The following is a 20,254-nucleotide window of genomic DNA, read 5'->3' as shown; positions in this document are numbered from 1 at the left end:
TGTCCATCGTCCCGCCCTGCCGGCCCACGCGGAACCGAAGTTGACCGTTTTCGGATGTGCCGAGTTGAAGACATTTGCAACTCATGGGCATGCGTGGACCTGGCGGGGCGCTGCGTCTAGACCTCCAGATCCGCCTCGATCCGGCGCAACTGGTGGCGGGCCATGGCCAGGTTGGAACGGCCCTTGTCCAGCACGAGGTAGAGGAACAGACCGGACCCGCTGCGGCTCCTCAGCACCCTGATCAGGTGGTACTGGCTCCCGAGCGTGATCAGCAGGTCCTCGATGTCGTCCTGCATCCCCAGCATCTCCATGGTGCGGACCTTCGCCCGGATCACGTCGGTGTTGCCGGCCGCGGCGACTGCGAGGTCCAGGTCCTTGCTGCCCCCCAGCGTGCCGAGGGCCATACCGCTGGTGTAGTCCACCAGAGCCACGCCCAGCACCCCTTCGATCGAGGTCATCGCTTCCTTCAGTGAAACTTCCACGTTGGCCATGGCCGTACCTCTCGTCCTGCGCTCTGCCGTTTCCGGCACCGGATCTTCCGTAACGGGACGCTACCGAGCGGCGGCCGCCGAACGGGCGGATCCCCGGATTCGGCGGAAAATCGCCGGCGCGCGCGGGGGTGGACGGAGCGGACCGGAAGTGGCCGCCGCGCCCGCGACCGGCACTGCAGCTCGCAATCCGGCATGACCGGCCCCACCGGAAACGCGGTCCGGGGCGGGCCAGGAGGCCCCTGCCGGAGAGGCCGTCGAACGGCGGACGATTCTTTTCGGCCCGAAGGGCGTCGGCGGCGGGAGCCGACCACCAAGCGCTACTAGGGTGCGGACATGACCTCGCAGAGCTATCTCTCCGAACTCTTCGCGCTGGACGACCGGGTCGCCGTGGTGACGGGCGGCAGTTCCGGCATCGGTCGAGCGATCACCGGGGCTCTCGCGCGAGCGGGGGCGAGTGTGGTGATCGTGGCGCGCAAGGAGGCGGAACTGGCCGCCACGGTCGACGAGCTGGCAGCGGACGGCTGCCGGGCGGCCTGGGTGAGCGCCGACCTGAGTACCCGCGACGGGGTGCGCGCCGCCGCGGAGCAGGCGGCCGAGGTGTTCGGCGAGCCCGATGTCCTCGTCAACAGCGCCGGACTCAACCTGCGGCCGCCGATGGGCGAGCTGGGCGAGGACGTGTGGGACGCCACGATGGCGGTGAACCTGGAGGCACCCTACTTGCTGGGCCGGCGGTTCGGACCCGGCATGGCCGAGCGGGGCTTCGGGCGGATCATCCACATCTCCTCCCAGCAGGCGCACCGGGCGTTCGTCCAGAGCGGCGCCTACGGGGTCTCCAAGGGGGCGCTCGAGTCGCTGGCCCGCTCTCAGGCCGAGGCGTGGTCGCCACACGGCGTCACCTGCAACACGCTGGTGCCTGGCTTCGTCATGACCCCGCTCAATGCGCGGTTGTCCTCCGACCCTGAGCAGGTGGCGGCGCTGGCCGCGCGCACGATGGTCGGTCGCAACGGTCTGGCCGAGGACTTCGCCGGAGCGGCGGTGTTCCTGGCCAGCCGTGCCTCCGGCTACGTCACCGGGCAGGCGATCTTCGTCGACGGCGGCTTGTCCGTCCACTGAGCCCCTGCCCACTCGAAACCCAGCGCGGCCAGGGACTGGACGGCACCCTTGTGACGGCGCGGTTGACGCCCCACAGCGGTCAGAGCACTAGCCGGCGAGTGCGGCGGGCTCGCCCAGGTGCCCGGCGGCCGTGCGCCAGGCGTCCGTGACCGCGCGGTGCGCCTGCCGGGTCCGGGTGGAGCCGTCCCCGCTCAGGTGGACGGGAGCGCCGACGTGGACGTGCAGGTCCGGGCGCCGCGCCGGGGCGGTGACCAGGCCCGCGATCTGCTTCGCGGCGCTCCCGGAGGTGACGCGGCGGGCTCCGGCCTGCCCGACCGGCACGACGGGGGCACCGGTGCGTTCGGCGAGCCGGGACAGCCCGCTGCGGAAGGCGGCGGGCTCGGCCTCCGCGGCGTCCCGGCGCTCCGGGATGCCCCCTTCCGCGTACAGGAGGACCAGCCGGCCCTCCCGCAGCGCGGCCTCGGCGAGGTCGAGGGCGTCCGCGGCCCGCCGGGACCGGCGGTACACGGGGATGTGGCCCTCGCGGGCGAGGGAGCGCCCGAGGAGGGGAACGCGCCAGAGCCCGGCGGCGGCCATGACGACGGGCTCCACGCCGAGCCGGCGCAGCGCGGCGAGGACGATGGCGGGGTCGGCGAGGGAGGTGTGGTTGGCGGCGAGCACACTGCCCGGTGCGAGGACGGCGTCGCGGTCCGCGGTCACGCGGAGGCGCCCGAACGCGGGCACGAAGACGTCGGCGAGGCGGCTGAGCATGTGGTTCTCCCGTTGCGAGCAGTGGTGTTCACCATCGTCGACGCCCGCCCGACGGCCGGCCTGAGCGTTCCTACTCAGGTCCGGGCGGGCACCGTACCCAGGCAACGCACCGGTGCCGTCCGCGGTCACCCTCACCCGCGGCGCGGTGTCACCCCCCGCTCTCCCCCGGAGGCCGGTCCCCGGGGATCAGATCCACGTGTGGTTCCGGTCCGTGACGGGCGGCAGCGCGGCGTCGGGGACGGCCGCGCGCGGGTCGGGGAGGGCCGCGAGGGCGGGCCCGACCGGCGGGAAGAGCGGCAGCGCGGCTGCCTCCCGGTAGTCGATCCACTCGATGACGCCGATGTCGTGGGTGCCGTCGGGGAGCTCGTCCGCCTCGTGCGCGGCGAGGCCGACCCGTACCGCCGGGGCGATGTGGATGCGGTAGAGCAGGTGGAGCTTGCGGGGCGGGGCCGTGGGCCCGGGACGGGTCACCCGCTGGTCGACGACCCACATCAGGTCGCCGCCCTCGGCCAGGCCGGCGTCGAGGCCGAGTTCCTCCGCGAGTTCCCGGTGCAGGGCCGAGGTGAGCTCCTCCCCGTCCTCCACGTTGCCGCCGGGCAGGGTGTACAGGGCGGAGGCGGGGCGGTCCCGGCGGATGAGGGCCAGCTCGTCCCCGCAGAAGACGAGGGCTCCGGTACGGACCTTGATGCGGGCGAACGGGACGGACGGCAGCCCGTCCCCGGCGGAATCCGCGTGGCTGCCGGCGGGAGCTGCGGGATGTGTCATGGCGTCAGTATCACGGGGCGTGCCCGGGCGTCGGCCGCTCGACGGGGGGCGAACCCCCTGCTCCGCCGACTGGAGCAGGAGGTTCGGACGGGATTCGCCGCTTCGGGGTCGTACGGATGCACCCGCGCGGGCCGCGCAGTGGAGACGCGTCGGGCCGCGCCGCTCAGCCGGTGTCCTCCCGGGCGAGGGCCAGCGCGAGATCCTGGAGGATCTGCTCCGTGCTCACGTCCGGGCCAGCGCTGTCGTGGGCGTCGGCGAGCGCGTCGAAGGCCAGGATGAACCCGTTCACCAGCGCGCTCAGCGGCGCCGACACCTGCTCGATCACCGCCTGGCCGACCTCCTGCGCCGTCGCGTCGGCCGGGACGGCGAACTGGGTCGGCACGACCTCCGCCAACAGGTCGGAGACGAACGCCGTGTCGGCCCCCGAACGCAGGGCGGTGAGCGCGGCGATGGCCTTCAGCTTGATCTCGTTCTCCGTCACCAGGCGAGCTTAGGCCGCGGGCGGCCGGGGGGCCGCTAACCCGAGACCTTCCACCGGGTGAGGTCGTCCGTGAACGCCGGCGGGTCGGTCCAGGTGCCGGCGCCCGGAAGGGGCAACCCGGCGCGCGGAGGCGCCGGGGCCGAGGTCTGCTGGATGCGACAGGTGTCCCGGATCATCCGAGAGGGCCGACCCGATGGCCGCACAGCCCGCAATCGTCCTGGTCCACGGCTTCTGGGGCGGTGCCGCCCACTGGGCCAAGGTCATCACCGAGCTCCACGCCCGCGGCTTCGAGTCGCTGCACGCGGTGGAGATCCCGCTGACCTCCCTCGCGGACGACGCCGAGCGCACCCGCAAGATGGTGCGACAGGTGGACGGCCCGGTGGTGCTGGTCGGCCATTCGTACGGGGGCGCGGTGATCACGGAGGCCGGTGACCTGCCGAACGTGACCGGGCTGGTCTACATCGCCGCGTTCGCCCCGGACGCGGGCGAGAGCCCGGGCGGGATCAGCGAGGAGATGCCCCCGAGCGCCTTCGGGAACATCGTCCCGGATTCCGACGGCTACCTGTGGATCGCGCAGGACGCGTTCCACGAGAGCTTCGCCCAGGACCTTCCGGCGGACGAGGCGCTGGTGATGGCAGTGACCCAGAAGGCACCGCTGGCCTCGACGTTCGGCGACGGCGTCAGCGCCCCGGCCTGGCGCGTGAAGCCGTGCTGGTACCAGGTCTCCCTGAACGACAACATGATCCACCCCGACAACCAGCGGCGCATGGCCCAGCGCATGGATCCGCGGAAGACCATCGAACTGGACGCCGGTCACGCCTCCCTGGCCTCCCAGCCGCGCGCGGTGGCCGACCTCATCGCCGACGCCGCCCACGCCGCCCACGCCGCCCACGCCGCCTGACACTCCCCTGGCGGTGCTCCGCGGAGGCACGGGCAGCTCCACCGGCCACTGACCGCCGGGGACCCGACCAGCGGGTCCCCTGGCGCGGGTGGGACCATGGGCGGGTTGTCCCCGTGTTCGTACACCGTCACACCGTCTGGAGTGGTGCCGGGATGGTTTCCGACGTGCCCGACCCGTCCGTCCTGCACCCCGTGCCCGGGCAGCCGCGCGTGGTGCTCCTGAGGCCGTTGGTGAAGTCTCCACTGATCGAGGTGGGGGCGTACTCGTACTACGACGATCCGGACGCGGCGACCGATTTCGAGAGCCGGAACGTGCTGTACCACTACGGTCCGGAGAGGCTCGTCATCGGGAGGTTCTGCGCGCTGGGCACCGGCGTGCGGTTCATCATGAACGGCGCGAACCACCGGATGGACGGCCCGTCGACCTTCCCGTTCCCGATCATGGGCGGCGCCTGGGCCGAGCACGTGGACCTGATCACCGGCCTCCCGGGCCGCGGGGACACGGTCGTCGGGCACGACGTCTGGTTCGGCCACGGGGCCACGGTCATGCCGGGGGTCCGGATCGGCCACGGCGCGATCGTCGCAGCCGGCTCCGTCGTCGTCGACGACGTCCCCGACTACGGCATCGTCGGCGGCAATCCGGCGCGGCTGATCCGCCGCCGGTACAGCGAGCCGGACATCGCCCGGCTGCTGGCCGTGGCGTGGTGGGACTGGCCCGACGACCACCTGACCCGGCACGTACGGGCCGTCATGTCCGGAAGCGTCGACGACCTGGAGGCCGCCGCCCCTGCGGCCCCGGGCGGTCGCCGGCGGACCGGGATCTGACGCCCCGTTCCCCCGTTTCCCAGGACGGGGCGTCCGTGCGCGCGCCGGCGCGCCGCGTACCGCGGTCAGGTGCTCAGCAGGCGGTTGAAGAAGGAACGGTAGCGCTGGAGGGCGAGGCGGAGGTCTTCGGTGGCGACCTCGCCGCCGCTGCTCCACTGCTGCTCCAGCTCCTCCTTGTGGGAGGCGAACGTGCCGGCCAGCTGCTGCATGACGGCCGCGACGAGGCCGTCCGCGGCACGGACGGACTCCTTGGGGTCGTCGACGAACTCCCCTTGGATCCGGCTCCACTCGTCGCGGAACTCTGCGGCCTGCGACTCCGGCATCAGGGGCGTCGCGTCCGGTTCCGCCGTTTCGGCCCCGGCCGCGTCCGCTTCCATCCGGTCCTCCCGGTCCTCCCGGTCCTCCCCGTCTTCCCGGTCCTCCCGGTCTTCCCGGTCCGTTCTCGCCGCCGCGGCCGTCAGTCCACTCGTGTCCGCCGGGTCCGGACGGTCCTTCCCCTCGCCGAGGTCCGGCGGTGCCCCGGTCGTGGTCGCGTCGTCCACGGCGACCGCATCGCCCGGGTAGGCCGGCCTCCCCTCGGTGGTCTCCGCCGTGTCGGGGTCGGCGTCCATGCGCGGGCGGGCCAGTTCTTCGGTGGTCAGTCCTTCCGTCAGTCCTTCACGGGATCCGCTGGTCTCGTCGTGCTTCATGTCTCCTCCGTCCGGCTGCCCCCGCTGCCCGCGCCCGAGGGCGCCGCCAGGAGTTCGTCGAACAGGGCGCGGTAGTGCACCATCGCCCCGCGCAGCTCCTCGGTGGTGGCGTGCCCGCCGCGGCGGGCCAGGACGTCGTGGGCGTCGCGGTAGTGCTCGAGGGTGCGGCCGTGCTCGACGGACAGGTCCTGGAGCTGCTGCTCGTAGCCCTCAGTGGGATAGCCGCGCTCCCGCATGAGGCGGCTGACCAGGGAGTCGGCCTCGGAGACCGCGCTCTCGGGCCGGTCCACGAAGCGCTCCTGTACGCGGCTCCAGTCCTCGGCGTACTGCTGCCTCAGGTCCGGCGGCAGCTCCCGTATCTGGAGGGAGTCGTGCCGCCGTTCGCGGCTGCGCAGTTCGCGGTCGGCCGGGAGCCGCCCGCCCGCTTCTTCGACGGTGCGCTCGTACTCGGGGCCGAAGCGGTGCTTGAGGTGGCGTCGCCTGGACACCGCCCACAGTCCGACACCGATCAGGAGGAGCACGATGACGCACGGGACGATGATGGCGACGAGGGTTTCTGTTGACATGTCGGCCTCCAGGGCCATCCGTTGGAGCTGGCCCGCGCCTGCCCCTGTCTCCTCCGCTCAAACGCCGCGCGGGGCGGGCCGCAGGACGGGACGCAGCGTGCGGGAGTCGGGTGTCGGGCGACGGTCACGCGGCGGGGCCCCTGGGCGTCATGGCCGTCCACTCCTCGGTCGTCGTGTCAGAGCTCCCTCAGGGCCGGAAGGAGGTCCGTCCGGGCCCAGTCGAGGAAGGACCGCTGGTGCGCGCCGCCGATCTGGACCAGGGCCACCTCGTCGAACCCGGCGTCCACGTACGCCCGGACCGCTGCGGTGAACGGCTCCACGTCCGCCCCGCACGGGATGGCCTTCGCCAGGTCCTCGGGGCGCACCACCTGTGTCGCCCGCCCGAATCCGGCGGGGCCGCGGAGTTCGGCGTTGACCGGCCATCCCGTCTGCGACCAGCGGAACTGGTCGTGGGCGCGGGCCACGGCGGCGTCGCGGTCGGCGTCGTGGCAGACGGGCACCTGGCCGACGCGCGGCTTGCCCGCGCCGCCGTGCCGGTCGAAGGCGTCCAGCAGCTCCCGCTTCGGTTCGATGGCGATGACCAGGTCCGCGAGGCGGCCGGCGACGGCGCAGGAGCGGGGGCCGGACACGGCGATCCCGATCGGCGGGGGCCGGTCGGGCAGGTCCCACAGCCGGGCGTGGTCCACGCGGAAGTGCGGGCCGTCGTGGTCGACGGTCTCGCCGGCCAGCAGCCGGCGGATGACGGACGCCGCTTCCTCCAGGCGCTCGATCCTGACCCGGGGTGCGGGCCAGCCGGCGCCGACGACGTGCTCGTTGAGGTTCTCGCCCGAGCCGAGGCCGAGGCGGAAACGCCCCTGCGACAGCAGCTGGACCGTCGCCGCCGTCTGGGCGACGACGGCCGGGTGGTAGCGGTACGTCGGGCAGGTCACGTACGTCATCAGGGGGATGCGCTCGGTGGCCTGTGCGGCGGCGCCCAGGATGCTCCAGGCGTACGGGGAATGCCCCTGCTCGTCGAGCCAGGGGAAGTAGTGGTCGGAGATGACGGAGAAGTCGAACCCGGCCTCCTCCGCACCCACCACGTGCTCGACGAGGGCGCGCGGACCGGCCTGTTCGCTCATCATCGTGTACCCGATGCGCACCATGCCCGGCGTCTCACCCCTCCGGTCGCTTCCAAACCCGATCGGGCCGCCCCGGCCGGGCCCGGCGGCCGGGACACGCCCGTGCGCCCGGGATACCGTCGAGGGATGGAAGGTGGGCAGGCCGGGGTGGACGGGGCGCTGGCGCGAGCGCTGCGCCGCAGCCATGACATCGGCCCCGGCGAGGTCGCCGCCCTGATCGTCGACACGGGCCGCGAGCTGGGTCTGTCCGGGGTCAGGATCCTGCTCGCCGACGTGCAGCAGCGCCGTCTGGTGCCGCTGACCGGCGGGGCGGCGCTGGACATCGACGGCTCCCTCGCCGGACTGGCCTATCGGACCAAGCGGGTGCAGCGGGAGTCCGGCGGCGGCCGCGGGCGTTGGATCCCCATGGTCGACGGGATCGAGCGGCTCGGCGTGCTGTACGCCGCCCCCGACGGGACCGGGGATCCGGGCGAGGCCGAGGAGCGCGCAGAGGCCCTGGCCACCCTCGGCACGCTCCTGGTGGTCTCGAAAAGCACGCACGACGACGGGCTGGTCACGGTCGTCCGCAGCCGCCCGATGAGCCACCAGGCCGAACTCGTGTGGGCCTTCCTGCCGCCACGGACCATCGGCAGCCGGCGGGTCACCTCCAGCGCGGTCCTCGAACCGGCCTACGACATCGGCGGGGACGCCTTCGACCACAGCTTCGACGGGGACGTGCTGCAACTGGCCGTCCTGGACGCGATGGGACACGACCTGGCCTCCGGCGGGGCCAGTGCCATCGCGCTGGCGGCGTGCCGGGCGGCCCGGCGCGACGACACCGGGATCTCCGGCGGCACCGAGATCTCCGGCGGCTCCGGGGTCGCCGCCCTGACCGGGGTGGCCCTGAGCATCGAGGAGGCGCTGACCCGCTGGATCCCGGACCGCCTGCTCACCGGTGTCCTGGCCCGCCTCGACACCGTGACGGGGCAGCTGGCCTGGGTGAACTGCGGGCACCCGCCGCCCCTGCTGATCCGCGACGGCCGGATCGTGCCCCACGCCCTCGAGCGCAGGGCGCAGCTCCCGCTCGGCCTGGGGGCGTACGGGAAGGGGCGCGAGCCGGCGGGGTACACGGTGCGGCTCCAGCCGGGCGACCGGGTACTCGTCCACACCGACGGGGTCACCGAGGCCCGCTCGCCCGACGGCAAGACGTTCGGCGAGCAGCGGCTGACGGACATCGTCGTACGGTCCATGGCGGCGGGCGGGGCGGCGCCCGAAGCGCTGCGGCGGCTCGTGCTGAGCCTCCTCGACCACCAGGCGCACGAGCTGCGCGACGACGCGACCATCCTGCTCACGCACTGGCACCCGCCGCACTGACCGGCCCCGCCACCGGGCCGCCGGCACCGGGCTCCGACCGTTGCGGCGCGGAGGTGGCGGTCGGTGTTTTCGCGGCCCGGGCGGGGGCAGGCGCCCGGGCGGACGGTCCGGCGGCCGCCCCTGCGGCCGCGGCGGACACCGCGCGAAGAGGAGACCCGCCATGAAGGAACGCTCCGACCTCCACGAGGGCCGGCTGCTCGCCGTCTACCTCAACGACCACCTCACCGGAGCCAACGCCGGCGTCTCGCTGATCCGGCGGATGGTCCGGCACCACCGCGGCTCGCCGATGGAACCGCAGCTGGAGCGGCTGGCCGCGCAGATCGCCGAGGACCGGGACAGCCTGCGCGAGGTCATGACGGCCCTGGACATTCCCGCGATGCACGCCCGCACCGTGCTCGGCCGGATCGGCGAGATGGCGAGCCGCCTCAAGCTCAACGGCCGCCTGGTGTCCCGTTCCCCGCTCAGCGACGTCATCGAGCTGGAGGCCATGCGGCTCGGGGTGGAGGGCAAGGCCGCCCTCTGGCGGTCCCTGCAGTCGATCGCCACCACCGACGCACGCCTCGACCGCAGCTGCATCGACCGGCTGCTGGAGCGCGCCCAGCGGCAGGCGGGCCTGCTGGAGAGCCTCCGGACGGCCGCGTCCGACCGGGTCTTCGCCCCCGCCGTACGGCGTACCCAGACCCGTGTCCTGGCGGAGTCCGCACCCGGCGGGAAGGTGGCGTGAGGGCCATGAAGGTCGTGGTGACGGGTGCCACCGGCAATGCGGGCACCAGCGTCGTACGGGCGCTGGCCGCCGAGCCCGCGGTGTCCGAGGTGATCGGCTTCGCCCGCAGGCTCCCCCGGTACGAGGTGCCCGGCGTCCGGTGGGTCGCCGGGAACGTGGATCCCGGCGGGGCCGATCTCGCCGGGCTGTTCGCACGGGACGGCGCGGACGGCGTCGCGGTCGTGCACCTGGCGTGGAAGTTCCAGCCGACGCACGACCCGCTGGAGACCTGGCGCACGAACGTACTGGGCAGCATCCGCGTCTTCGAGGAATGTGCGCGGGCCCGGGTCGACGCCCTCGTGTACGCCTCGTCCGTGGGCGCGTACTCCCCCGGTCCGGCGGACGGCAGCCGCGTCGACGAGACCTGGCCGACGCACGGCTGGCCGGGTGCCGCGTACACGCGGGAGAAGGCGTACCTGGAGCGTTGCCTCGACGGCTTCGAGGCCGCCCACCAGCACATGCGGGTGGTGCGGATACGGCCGGCGTTCCTGTTCAAGGAGGCGTCGGCGTCGGAGCAGCGGCGGATCTTCGCCGGCCCGCTGCTGCCGTGGAAGCTGATCCGGCCCGGCCTGGTGCCGGTGGTCCCGGCGGTGGGGGGCCTGCGGTTCCAGGCCCTGCACACCGACGACGCCGCCGAAGCCTACCGGGCGGCGGTGCTGCGGCCCGTGCGCGGGCCGTTCAACCTGGCGGCGGAGCCGGTGCTGGACACCGCGTCCGTGGCCCGGCTGCTGCACGCCCGGACGCTGCCGCTGCCCGCGGCCGCGGCCCGTGCCGCGTTGGCCGCGGTCTGGCGGATGCGCCTGGTGCCGGCCGCGCCGGGGCTCCTGGACGCCGTGCTGCGGCTTCCTCTGCTGTACGCGGACCGGGCGCGACAGGAGCTCGGCTGGGCGCCCACCCGAACGGCCACGGAGGCGCTGGGCGCCTTCCTCGAGGGCCTGCAGAGCGGCTCCGGCCTCGACACGCCGCCCCTGGCCGGGGCCGGCGCGCGCGCAGGCGGACTCCACCGGAGGTGAGGGCCGTGTCCACCGGAGGTGAGGGGCCGTGACCGGACGGGCCGCGCTGTTCGACGTCGATGGAACCCTCGCGGACACCAACCACCTGCACGTGACCTGCTGGTGGGAGGCGCTGCGGCAGGCGGGACACCGGGTGCCGATGCACGCCGTGCACCGGGCCGTGGGCCTGCCCGGCGAGGACCTGACGGCCCACCTGCTCGGTCCGCCCCCGGAGAGCGACGGCGCCGGCGCCGGGGAGTACGAGCGGATCGGCGCCGCACACGACGTGCTGTACGCCACCTGGTTCGACCGGCTGCCCGCCCTGGACGGCGCCGCCGGCCTGCTGCGGCGGCTCGCCGCGGACGGCTTTCGGGTCGTCCTGGTGACCTCGGCGTCCGGCGCCGAGCTGGACGCGCTGCGCCGCGCCATCGATGCTGACGACGCGATCACGGCATGCACCAGCTCGGACGACGTGGAACACGGCAAGCCCCACCCCGAGCCGGTTCGCGAGGGCCTTCGGCTGGCGGGCGCGGAGCCCGGCCGGGCCGTGTTCGTCGGGGACACCGTGTGGGACATGCGCGCCGGTACACGGGCCGGCGTGTGCTGCGTGGGCCTGCTGTGCGGGGGCATTCCCCGCGCGGACCTGCTGGAGGCGGGCGCCCGGGCCGTGTACGACGGACCCTGGGACCTCCTGGCCCGGCTCGACACCAGCCCGTTCGCCCGTATGGCCCCCGACTGAGCGCCCGTGTCGGGCGGGCTGCCGCACCGGCACGGGCGCGGTCCTGCGCCGGTGCCGGGGGGCTCGCGGGTCGCGGCCGGCCGCCGTACGCGGTGCCGCCGCGCAGGAAGGCGCGCATCATGAGCTTCATGAGAGTCCCCGTGCACGGGCGGGGTGACAGCACCCTCCCCTTGCTGCTCCACGGATACGCCTGGTTGCCCAACCGGCTCCGCGAGACGGCGGGAGCCCCGGTGCGGACCCACCTGTTGGGCCATCCGGCCATCGCCCTGCACGGCCCGCAGGCGGTGTCGTTCTTCTACGACGAGCAGAACGTGCGGCGGTCGGGGGCGGTGCCGGAGCCGGTCCTGGACACCCTGTTCGGCAGGGGCGCCGTGCACACCCTCGACGGCGCGGCGCACCGGGTCCGCAAGGCCCTGTTCCTGTCCCTGCTCAAGGACCCGGACGGGGTCGCCGCGCTCACCGGGGACGCGGTCCGGGAGTGGCGGGAGAGCGTCGCGGAGCACCGGGGCGGGGCCGTGGTGCTCTTCGACACGGCCGCCGAGGCGCTCGCGCGGGCCGTGTGCGCGTGGGTGGGGCTGGCCCCGACCCCCGACCAGGCCCGGCTCATGGCCCACGACTGCGTGGCCATGCTCGACGGGTTCGCGAGCCCCGGGCTGCGGCACCTGCGCGCCCGGCACTCCCGCAACCGCCAGGAGGCGGCCCTCGCGGCCCTGATCACGGCGGTGCGGGAGGGCCGGCAGCCCGTCCGTGACGGCTCGGCGCTCGCCGCCGTCGCCGGTCACCGCGATGTCGACGGCCTCCCGCCGGACGAGCGGACCTGCGCGGTCGAACTCCTCAACATCATCCGGCCGACCGTCGGGATCACCTGGTTCATCACGTTCGCCGCGCACGCCCTGCACCGCCACCGGGACCTCGCGGAGGAGCTCCGTACGGCGTCCGGGCGGCAGCTGCGGGACCTGAGCACGGCCTTCGCCCACGAGGTGCGCCGCTTCTATCCCTTCGTCCCGTTCGTCGGCGGGGTCGCGGCGCGGAACCTGACCTGGCAGGGCATCCGCATCCAGCAGGGCACCATGGTCCTGCTCGACGTCTACGGCCACCACCACGACCCGGCGCTGTGGGACAACCCGTACCACTTCACGCCCGCCCGCTTCACCGCCGACCCCGACGCCGTGGAACGGATCGTCGCGCAAGGCGGCGGGGACCCCGCCCTGGGACACCGCTGCCCGGGCGAGGACATCACCGTCAGCGTCCTGGCGGCGTTCACCGCCGAGCTGGCCCACCTCGACCACGAGGTCCCCGACCAGGACCTGACCATCCCGCTGTCGCGGATCCCCACCCGCCCGCACAGCGGCTTCGTCCTCCACCTCGCCCCCGCCCCGGCGGACGCCGCCGCCGGCCCTCCCTCACGGCCCGGCAGCTGAGGCCGCGGAGGGCACGCTGGGCGGCCGCCCGTGTTCGTCCACCGCGGCGCCCTCGTCCGGGACCGGGGTGGGCGGCAGGAGGAGACCGGTTGCCGCGTTGCGTGCAACAGTGGAATCGACGGCACGGCATGGGTGTGCACATGGACGAGACCGACCGGACACTCGAACAACTGCTCGCGGGGCTGACCGCCGTGCGCGACGGCAACCTCGACACGCGCCTGCCCGAGGACGTGGGCGGCCTGCCCGGCAAGATCGCGGTCGTCTACAACGGAATGGTGGCGCAGCTCTCCCTCGTGACCACCGAGGTCACCCGGGTCGCGGAGGAGGTCGGCGGCCAGGGGCTGCTCGGCGGGCAGGCCCGGGTACCGCGCGCCGGCGGTGTGTGGCGGGAGCTGACCGCCGGCGTGAACAGCATGGCCGACAACCTGACCTCGCAGGTCCGCAACATCTCCCAAGTGGCCACGGCCGTCGCCCGCGGCGACCTGACGCAGAAGATCAGGGTCGACGCCAACGGCGAGATCCTGGAGCTCAAGGAGACGATCAACACGATGGTCGAACGGCTTTCGTCGTTCGCCGAGGAGGTCACGCGGGTCGCGCGCGAGGTGGGCACCGAGGGCAAGCTGGGCGGCCAGGCCACCGTGCACGGTGTGTCGGGCACCTGGAAGGACCTCACCGACAACGTCAACTCGATGGCGGACAACCTGACCAATCAGGTCCGCAACATCGCCCAGGTCACCACGGCCGTCGCCCGCGGCGACCTCACCCGCAAGATCGACGTGGACGCCCGCGGCGAGATCCTGGCGCTGAAGACGACCATCAACACCATGGTCGACCAGCTCGGCTCGTTCGCCGCCGAAGTCACCCGCGTGGCCCGCGAGGTGGGCAGTGAGGGACGGCTCGGTGGACAGGCCGAGGTCGCGGACGTCTCCGGCACCTGGCGGCGGCTCACCGAGAACGTCAACGAGCTCGCCGGCAACCTGACCCGCCAGGTCCGCGCGATCGCCGAGGTCACCAGCGCCGTGGCCCGCGGGGACCTGACCCGGACGATCGCCGCCGACGCGCCCGGCGAGGTCGGGGAGCTGAAGGACAACATCAACGCGATGGTCGAGTCCCTGCGCGCCACGACCCGGGCCAACGAGGAGAAGGACTGGCTGAAGACCAACCTCGCCCGGGTCTCCGGCGGCATCCAGGGGCGCCGCAGCCTGCCCACCGTGGCCGAGTTGGTCATGCGCGAGGTACCGCCGCTGGTGCGCGCCCAGTACGGCTGCTTCTTCCTCGCGCAGGACGGCGCCGACGGGCCCGAGCTCGTCGCCATCGCCTCGTACGGGATGCCGGACGAGCGGGCGGACGGTGTGCGGCGGGTGCGCGTCGGCCGGTCCCTGGTGGGGCAGGCCGCCGCTGACGGCCGCACCCTCGTCGTGGAGGACCTGCCCGCCGGGTACGCGCGGGTGGCCAGCGGTACCGGGGCGGCCGACCCGTCCACGCTGATCGTGCTGCCCATCGTGGTCGAGGGGCAGGTCCTCGGCGCACTGGAGCTGGCCGCCGTCCGCCCGTTCGCACCCCTGCACCGCGACTTCCTGGAGCAGTTCACGAAGCTGCTGGGGGCCAACGTGGGTGCGCTCGTCGCCAACGCCCGCACCGACGAACTGCTGGGCCGGTCGCAGCAGCTGACCGCGGAACTCAGCGCCCGGTCCCAGGAACTGCAGGCCCGCCAACGCGAACTGCAGGACAGCAACGCGGAGCTGAAGGAGAAGGCGGCCCTGCTGGCGGACCGGAACCGGGACATCGAGCGGAAGAACCTGCAGATCGAACAGGCCCGCCAGGAACTGGAGGAACGGGCCCGGCAGCTGGCCCAGGCCTCCCTGTACAAGTCGGAGTTCCTGGCCAACATGAGCCACGAGCTGCGGACCCCGCTCAACAGCCTGCTCATCCTGGCCCAGCTGCTCGCCCAGAACGGCGAGGGCAACCTGACCGACAAGCAGGTCGACTACGCCACCGTCATCCACTCCGCCGGCTCGGACCTGCTCCAGCTCATCAATGACATCCTGGACCTGTCGAAGGTCGAGGCGGGCCGCATGGACGTGCACCGCGAGCCCGTCTCGATCCAGCGCGTCCTGGACTACGCCGACGCCACCTTCCGGCCCGTCGCGGACGAGCGGAAACTGGAGTTCACCGTCAGCGCGGCGCCCCTGGCCGGTGCCGGGCTGGTCACCGACGAGGGCCGGCTGCGGCAGGTCCTGCGCAACCTGCTGGCGAACGCCCTGAAGTTCACCGAGCGCGGCAGTGTCTCGCTGCGCGTCGAGCGCGCCGGCCGGGCGGAGACCCCCGCCGAGGTCCGGGGCGACGGGCCCGTACTGGCGTTCCGCGTCGCCGACACCGGCATCGGCATCCCCGCCGACCGTCTGGAGTCCGTGTTCGGAGCGTTCCAGCAGGGCCACAGCGGCACCGCCCGGGCGTACGGGGGCACCGGGCTCGGGCTGTCCATCAGCCGTGAGGTGGCGCGCCTCCTCGGCGGGACCATCACCGTCGAGAGCGAGGTCGGCGAGGGCAGCTGCTTCACCCTCTACCTGCCCGAACGCGCCCTCTACCTGCCCGAACGGGCCGGCCGGGCGGAGCCGCCGGGTACCGGGGCCGACCGGTCCGAAGCCGCCGGCGGAACGGCCCCGGCCGACGGCGGACCCGGCGCCAAGGAACTGCGGGACCGGACCGTCCTCGTCGTCGACGACGACACCCGCAACGTGTACGCCCTCACCGAGATCCTGAAGTCCGCGGGACTACAGGTGCTCACGGCCGACAACGGCACGGACGGCATCCGGATGCTTGCCGCAAGCCCCGAAGTGGACCTCGTGATCATGGATCTGATGATGGCCGGCCTCGACGGGTACGCGGCCACCCGCGCCATCCGCGGCATGTCCGGGCACGCGCACGTGCCCGTCGTGGTGGTGACGGCCAAGGCCATGCCCGACGACCGGTCGGAGGCCATGGCCGCCGGCGCCTCCGACTACCTGACCAAACCGGTGGACCCGGACCTGCTGCTCACCACCGTGCGCACCTGGCTGGGCTCCGCCGGATCCTGATCCTGGAGCGGGGATGGGCGTACCCGAGAGCGGACTGGCCTCGGCCGTGGCGGAACTGACGGCCGAGCTCGCAGCCCTGCGCGCGGACCGCTCGCAGCGCCGGCTCCTCGACCTGGCCTCCGGTGTGCTGGCCGCGCAGCTCGGCCTGTCCCCGGCGGAGGCGGGCGATCACCTGCTGCGCCTGGCCACGTCCTCCGGGCTGAGCGCCGTCGACCTGGCGGCGGACGTCGTCAACGCGGTCTCCGGGACGCTGCCGGCCGGCTCCGCGGTGCAGGAGGCCGCCGCGGGTGCCGCGGAGGCAGCCGTCGCCGGCGGACCCGCGGGTCCCGGCACCGTCCTTCCGACCGTGCAGGCCCGGCGGATCCGACGCGGCATAACGGCGGCGCTCACCTCCGACACGGCCTCCGAGGCCGCTGCGGGCCTGATGGAGGACGGGCTGCACCGGCTGGGCGTGGAGGCGCTCTACCTGTGGCGGCGCACCCCGACCGACTGCCTGGAGCTCGCGGGCCGGGCCGGGGCCGATCCGCAGGAGGCCTCGCACTGGCGCTGGGTACCGCCGGAGACCGCGGGCCCGCTGCACCGGGTGCTGGAGGGCGGCAGGGCCCTGTGGTTCCCCGGGGGGCCGGCGGGGGCGGAAAGGCTGCCGGGACGGCGGGCCGACGCGGCCCGGGCGGTGCTGCCGCTGGAGCGCGGGGGCCTGGTGGTGGGGCTGGCGCTGGCCGTCTGGCCGGCCCCTGCCGTCCTCGACGCGGGGGTACGGGCGTCCGTGGAGGCGCTGTGCAGCCCGGCCGGGCTCGTCCTGGACGAGGTCGACGACGGCCCGCACGTGGCGCCGCTCCTGGCGGCCGTGCTGGCACAGCTCGACCATCCCGCGATCGTGGTCCGGCTCGCCGCCGCCGACGGCCGCTCCCCGCTGGACGACACCCCCCACACCGTCGACCACCTCAACCCGGCCGCCCTGCGCGAGCGGACGCTCCCTCCCGGCGCGGCCGGGCGCCCCGTCGCCCAGTTGTATCCGGGGGTGTACGAGGAGCTGGTCGGCCTGGTCGCCCGGGCGGGCGCGTCCGGCGCCCCCCAGTACGCGGCCGCCCTGCCCACGCCCCCGGCGGGTGTCTCCGACGTGCCGGCGGCGGCCGGGCCGGCCATGGCCGAGGTCCGGGTGCTGCCGCTGGGCGGCGGGAGAGCGGTCGTGCTGTGGCGTGCGGGCGTCCGGCTCGGCCCGCCGATCGCGCGGGCGCTGGAGCGGCTGGAGCGGCTGGCGGCCTTCGAGGACGACGCCGTCGGGGGTTCCCGGTGGAGCCCGTCGGTGTACTCGATCTTCGGGATCGGTACGGACGAGCCGCCCGTACCGCTGCGGGCCCTCGGCGCCCGGCTGCACCGGGACGACACGGGGCGCCTGAACGGGCTGCTGGACTCGCTCGCCGACCGGCACACCGGCGGCCAGGCCCTGATCCGGGTGTACCGCCCGGACGGCGGCGTCCGCCACGTCCGGATCTCCGCCGAACCGGTCCTCGCGGGCTCGGCCCTGGTCGGCGTCACCGGGGTCTACCAGGACGTCTCCGCCCAGCACCACACCGAGCTCGCACTCAGCGCCACCTTCGACCGGCTCTCCGCGGCCCAGGCCGACGCCCTCGTCCGCAACCAGGTGGTGCTCCGGCTCCAGCAGACCATCGTCCCCGAGACCTCGGCCCTGCAGGCCGTGGCCGGCCTGGAGGTCGCCGCCCGCTACCGGCCCGCCGCCGCGGAGTACCGGGTCGGCGGCGACTGGTACGACGTGTTCCAGCTGCCCGGAGGGAGGGTGCTCGTCACGGTCGGGGACATCGCGGGGCACGGCATCGGCGCGGCCACCGCGATGGTCACGCTGCGCGGGGCGCTGCACGGGCTGGCGTTCACGGGCGGCTCCCCGGGGATGCTGATGGGCTGGCTCAACGAGGTCACCTCGGGTACGCCGGACCTGCCGACCGCGACCGCGGTGTGCGCCGTGTTCGACCCGTCGGACCGGTCGCTGTGCTGGGCCGGCGCCGGGCACCCGCCGCCGCTGCTGCTGCGGGGCGGACGGGCCCGCTTCCTGGAGGGTCCGACGAACGTGCTGCTGGGGGCGCTGCCGGGAGCCGCGTACGACGAGACCACCAGCGGTCTGGAGGTCGGTGACACGCTGATGCTGTACACGGACGGGCTGGTGGAGCGCCGGCACACGGGGCTGGACGAGAGCCTGGCCGCGCTGCGGGAGGCGGCGCAGCGGCTGGGCGTGGGGACCCTGGAGGAGAAGGCGGACCTGCTGCTGGCGTCGGTCAGCGGGGACACGGACGACGACACCTGCCTGGTCCTCGTGCACGTGTCGTGACCGGCCGGGCGGCCGGGCGGCCGGTCCGCGGGATCACGGTTCGGGCCGTGCGGGGTTGTCGGGGCCGCCGCCGGTTCCGTCGTCACCGGACGGCAGGGCCGCGGAGAGGTCCCGGTGGATGGCGAAGACCCCGTCCGCGCCGGTGAGGCGGAGCATCCGCGCCACCTGCCGGCCGAGCGCGGCCAGCTCGACGCTGCCTCCGGCGGCCTCGGCCGCGAGCCTGGCACGCAGCAGCATGTTCAGGCCGGTGGAGTCGCAGAAGGACAGTCCCCCGCAGTCGACGATCAGCCGTACCGGGCCGCCGGCCGTGAGTGCGGCTTCCAGGGCCGCGCGCAGCGGCTCCGCCGTGTCGTGGTCGAGCTCTCCGGACAGCAGGAGAACGACGGCGCCGTCCATCGGCCGGACCTCGACCGCGAACTGGTCGCCGGAGCCGTCGTCGTGCGCTCGCTCCTGGCTTCCGGCCGCTGTCGACGCCATGGCAAACCTCCCGCGGAATTCGGCCCCCGAAGTCCCCTTTCCATCGGCCCCTACCCGGTCCGTGCCGCCGCATGCGTCGGAATACGGCCCGTGAGCCCCTCCGGGACGGCCGGGGCGGGCACGCCGGGGTGCCCGTACGGGCGGATCCGCGCCGGTACGGGCGGCTGCGTCGTCGTCCTGGCACGCTTCGAGCGGGCCCTGCCGGACGCGGACCGGGAGCGGTCCGCGGCATCCGGGCAGGCGCGGCTGCGGGCGATCGCCGACGCGGTGCCCGGGCCAGGTGACGCTCGGCGGCGGTGACCGGTCGCGTCGCGCGCTGGCAGCCCGCACGGTGGCCGACACCCGGGAGAGCCTGCCGCAACTCCCCGCGGATCAGCAGGTAGTGGCGGTGCCGGCGGCGGTCGGAGCATGGATACTGCCGGGAGGCACGCAACCCCCACCGCACGCCTTCCCCTGAGAGGTCACGATGAGCGCAGCCGCCGCGCCCGTATCCACCCTTGACGGCTGGCGCCGGGAGCAGTTCTCCTGGCGCGGCATCACCCACGACTGCTTCGAGCGGGGCGAGGGCCCCGGCGTCGTCCTGATGCCGGAGCTGCCCGGCGTCACCCCGGAGGTGCTCGGCCTCGCGCAGCACCTGGTCGACAGCGGGTTCACGGTCGTGGTGCCGTCGCTGTTCGGCACTCCGGGCGCGCCGTCCGTGTCCGCCGGGTCGTTCGTGGCCGTCGCACGGGCCTGTGTCTCCCGGGAGTTCCTCGCCTTCGCCACCAACGCGCGCAGGCCCGTGACCGATTGGCTGCGGGCGCTGGCCCGCAGCCTCGACGCGCGGACACCGGGAACGGGTGTCGGGGTCATCGGGCTGTGCTTCACGGGCGGGTTCGCCCTGGCGGTGGCCGCGGACGAGGCGGTGCTCGCCGCCGTGATGGGCCAGCCGTCGCTGCCCCTCCCGGTGAGCTCGGCGCACCGCGCGGACCCGGGCCTGTCGGAGGAGGAGCTGGGGGACGTCACCCGGCGCATGCGGGACGACGGGCTGTGCGTCCTGGGCATGCGGTTCACCGGGGACCCGCTGGTCCCCGGGCAACGCTTCGAGACCCTGCGCCGCCGGCTCGGCGACGCCTTCGAGTACATCGAGCTCGACTCCGGGCCGGGCAACACCGGCGGCTTCGGCAAGCGCTCCCACTCGGTCACGACCCGGGAGGTCCGGGAGACCCCCGGGCATCCCGCCCTCGCCGCCCGCGAACGGACCGTGGCGTTCCTGCGGCGCCGCCTGGCTCCGGCGCCGGCGGCCGAACCGGAAGCGGTCTGAGCGGACGCCCGGGGGCCGCCCCCCCGGGCCGCAGGGGCGGGCGCGCCCGGGCCGACCGGCCGCGGCGCTGCGCGGCACCGCCGCGCG

Annotated in this window: 20 protein-coding genes; 12 read left to right on the top strand and 8 right to left on the bottom strand. The window is 74.3% G+C overall.

Annotated elements, in window-relative coordinates:
* Nucleotides 1-116 precede the first annotated feature (116 nt).
* Nucleotides 117-491, bottom strand: a complete 375-nt coding sequence (locus ACFVGY_RS08020) for a hypothetical protein (RefSeq protein ID WP_385672771.1) — start codon at nucleotides 489-491, stop codon at nucleotides 117-119.
* Between the two features lie 333 nt (nucleotides 492-824).
* Between ACFVGY_RS08020 and ACFVGY_RS08015 the strand changes: the two genes are divergently transcribed.
* The gene (locus tag ACFVGY_RS08015) at nucleotides 825-1,604 is read left to right on the top strand and encodes an SDR family NAD(P)-dependent oxidoreductase (RefSeq protein WP_385672768.1); all 780 of its coding nucleotides are present in this window, start codon (nucleotides 825-827) and stop codon (nucleotides 1,602-1,604) included.
* A gap of 87 nt (nucleotides 1,605-1,691) precedes the next feature.
* On the opposite strand, the gene ACFVGY_RS08010 is transcribed toward ACFVGY_RS08015, so the two are convergent.
* From ACFVGY_RS08010 to ACFVGY_RS08000, 3 genes are all read right to left on the bottom strand, one after another.
* Nucleotides 1,692-2,354: a lysophospholipid acyltransferase family protein gene (locus tag ACFVGY_RS08010; RefSeq protein ID WP_385672765.1), complete on the bottom strand. Its 663-nt coding sequence runs from the start codon at nucleotides 2,352-2,354 to the stop codon at nucleotides 1,692-1,694.
* A gap of 186 nt (nucleotides 2,355-2,540) precedes the next feature.
* Complete coding sequence (locus ACFVGY_RS08005; protein WP_385672762.1) at nucleotides 2,541-3,119, bottom strand: NUDIX domain-containing protein; 579 nt, start codon at nucleotides 3,117-3,119, stop codon at nucleotides 2,541-2,543.
* A 163-nt stretch (nucleotides 3,120-3,282) separates the two neighbouring features.
* Entirely contained in the window at nucleotides 3,283-3,600 is a 318-nt protein-coding gene (locus ACFVGY_RS08000) for a hypothetical protein (RefSeq protein ID WP_179175871.1), read from the bottom strand.
* A 193-nt stretch (nucleotides 3,601-3,793) separates the two neighbouring features.
* Here ACFVGY_RS08000 and ACFVGY_RS07995 point away from each other — a divergent pair, with 193 nt between their 5' ends.
* Both ACFVGY_RS07995 and ACFVGY_RS07990 read left to right on the top strand, forming a co-directional pair.
* Nucleotides 3,794-4,501 carry an alpha/beta hydrolase gene (locus ACFVGY_RS07995; protein WP_385672759.1) on the top strand — a complete coding sequence of 236 codons (708 nt, stop codon included), beginning with the start codon at nucleotides 3,794-3,796 and terminating at the stop codon, nucleotides 4,499-4,501.
* Between the two features lie 152 nt (nucleotides 4,502-4,653).
* Nucleotides 4,654-5,325, top strand: coding sequence for a CatB-related O-acetyltransferase (locus ACFVGY_RS07990; protein WP_385672757.1), 672 nt, complete (start codon nucleotides 4,654-4,656; stop codon nucleotides 5,323-5,325).
* Nucleotides 5,326-5,390: 65 nt separating this feature from the next.
* On the opposite strand, the gene ACFVGY_RS07985 is transcribed toward ACFVGY_RS07990, so the two are convergent.
* The 3 genes from ACFVGY_RS07985 to ACFVGY_RS07975 form a co-directional block, all read right to left on the bottom strand.
* Entirely contained in the window at nucleotides 5,391-6,014 is a 624-nt protein-coding gene (locus tag ACFVGY_RS07985; protein WP_385672754.1) for a hypothetical protein, read from the bottom strand.
* Nucleotides 6,011-6,580 carry a hypothetical protein gene (locus tag ACFVGY_RS07980; RefSeq protein WP_385672751.1) on the bottom strand — a complete coding sequence of 190 codons (570 nt, stop codon included), beginning with the start codon at nucleotides 6,578-6,580 and terminating at the stop codon, nucleotides 6,011-6,013. Before ACFVGY_RS07980 ends, ACFVGY_RS07985 begins: the two co-directional genes overlap by 4 nt.
* A gap of 176 nt (nucleotides 6,581-6,756) precedes the next feature.
* Entirely contained in the window at nucleotides 6,757-7,722 is a 966-nt protein-coding gene (locus tag ACFVGY_RS07975) for a TIGR03557 family F420-dependent LLM class oxidoreductase (RefSeq protein WP_385672748.1), read from the bottom strand.
* Nucleotides 7,723-7,824: 102 nt separating this feature from the next.
* On the opposite strand from ACFVGY_RS07975, the gene ACFVGY_RS07970 reads away from it, so the two are divergent.
* From ACFVGY_RS07970 to ACFVGY_RS07940, 7 genes are all read left to right on the top strand, one after another.
* Nucleotides 7,825-9,051: a PP2C family protein-serine/threonine phosphatase gene (locus tag ACFVGY_RS07970; protein ID WP_385672745.1), complete on the top strand. Its 1,227-nt coding sequence runs from the start codon at nucleotides 7,825-7,827 to the stop codon at nucleotides 9,049-9,051.
* A 160-nt stretch (nucleotides 9,052-9,211) separates the two neighbouring features.
* On the top strand, nucleotides 9,212-9,775 hold the full coding sequence (locus ACFVGY_RS07965) for a hypothetical protein (RefSeq protein ID WP_385672742.1): 564 nt from the start codon (nucleotides 9,212-9,214) through the stop codon (nucleotides 9,773-9,775).
* Nucleotides 9,776-9,780: 5 nt separating this feature from the next.
* Nucleotides 9,781-10,827 (top strand): NAD-dependent epimerase/dehydratase family protein, encoded by a 1,047-nt coding sequence (locus ACFVGY_RS07960; RefSeq protein ID WP_385672870.1) that lies wholly within the window; start codon nucleotides 9,781-9,783, stop codon nucleotides 10,825-10,827.
* A 28-nt stretch (nucleotides 10,828-10,855) separates the two neighbouring features.
* Nucleotides 10,856-11,545 (top strand): HAD family hydrolase, encoded by a 690-nt coding sequence (locus ACFVGY_RS07955; protein ID WP_385672739.1) that lies wholly within the window; start codon nucleotides 10,856-10,858, stop codon nucleotides 11,543-11,545.
* A 119-nt stretch (nucleotides 11,546-11,664) separates the two neighbouring features.
* A complete protein-coding gene (locus ACFVGY_RS07950; protein ID WP_385672736.1) occupies nucleotides 11,665-12,966 on the top strand; it encodes a cytochrome P450 in 1,302 nt (433 codons plus the stop codon).
* Nucleotides 12,967-13,094: 128 nt separating this feature from the next.
* Nucleotides 13,095-16,043, top strand: coding sequence for a HAMP domain-containing protein (locus ACFVGY_RS07945; protein WP_385672733.1), 2,949 nt, complete (start codon nucleotides 13,095-13,097; stop codon nucleotides 16,041-16,043).
* A 13-nt stretch (nucleotides 16,044-16,056) separates the two neighbouring features.
* Nucleotides 16,057-18,387, top strand: a complete 2,331-nt coding sequence (locus tag ACFVGY_RS07940) for a SpoIIE family protein phosphatase (protein ID WP_385672730.1) — start codon at nucleotides 16,057-16,059, stop codon at nucleotides 18,385-18,387.
* A 33-nt stretch (nucleotides 18,388-18,420) separates the two neighbouring features.
* On the opposite strand, the gene ACFVGY_RS07935 is transcribed toward ACFVGY_RS07940, so the two are convergent.
* A complete protein-coding gene (locus tag ACFVGY_RS07935; RefSeq protein ID WP_385672728.1) occupies nucleotides 18,421-18,864 on the bottom strand; it encodes an STAS domain-containing protein in 444 nt (147 codons plus the stop codon).
* Between the two features lie 90 nt (nucleotides 18,865-18,954).
* Here ACFVGY_RS07935 and ACFVGY_RS07930 point away from each other — a divergent pair, with 90 nt between their 5' ends.
* Complete coding sequence (locus tag ACFVGY_RS07930; RefSeq protein WP_385672725.1) at nucleotides 18,955-19,164, top strand: hypothetical protein; 210 nt, start codon at nucleotides 18,955-18,957, stop codon at nucleotides 19,162-19,164.
* Nucleotides 19,165-19,330: 166 nt separating this feature from the next.
* Nucleotides 19,331-20,167 (top strand): dienelactone hydrolase family protein, encoded by an 837-nt coding sequence (locus ACFVGY_RS07925; RefSeq protein WP_385672722.1) that lies wholly within the window; start codon nucleotides 19,331-19,333, stop codon nucleotides 20,165-20,167.
* The last annotated feature ends 87 nt before the right edge of the window (nucleotides 20,168-20,254 follow it).

The sequence above is a fragment of the Streptomyces sp. NPDC127106 genome (assembly GCF_042677605.1).
In the GTDB taxonomy this organism is placed as follows: domain Bacteria; phylum Actinomycetota; class Actinomycetes; order Streptomycetales; family Streptomycetaceae; genus Streptomyces.
The sequence above is the reverse complement of the archived record's forward strand: the minus strand, read 5'-3'. Positions and strand labels throughout refer to the sequence as shown.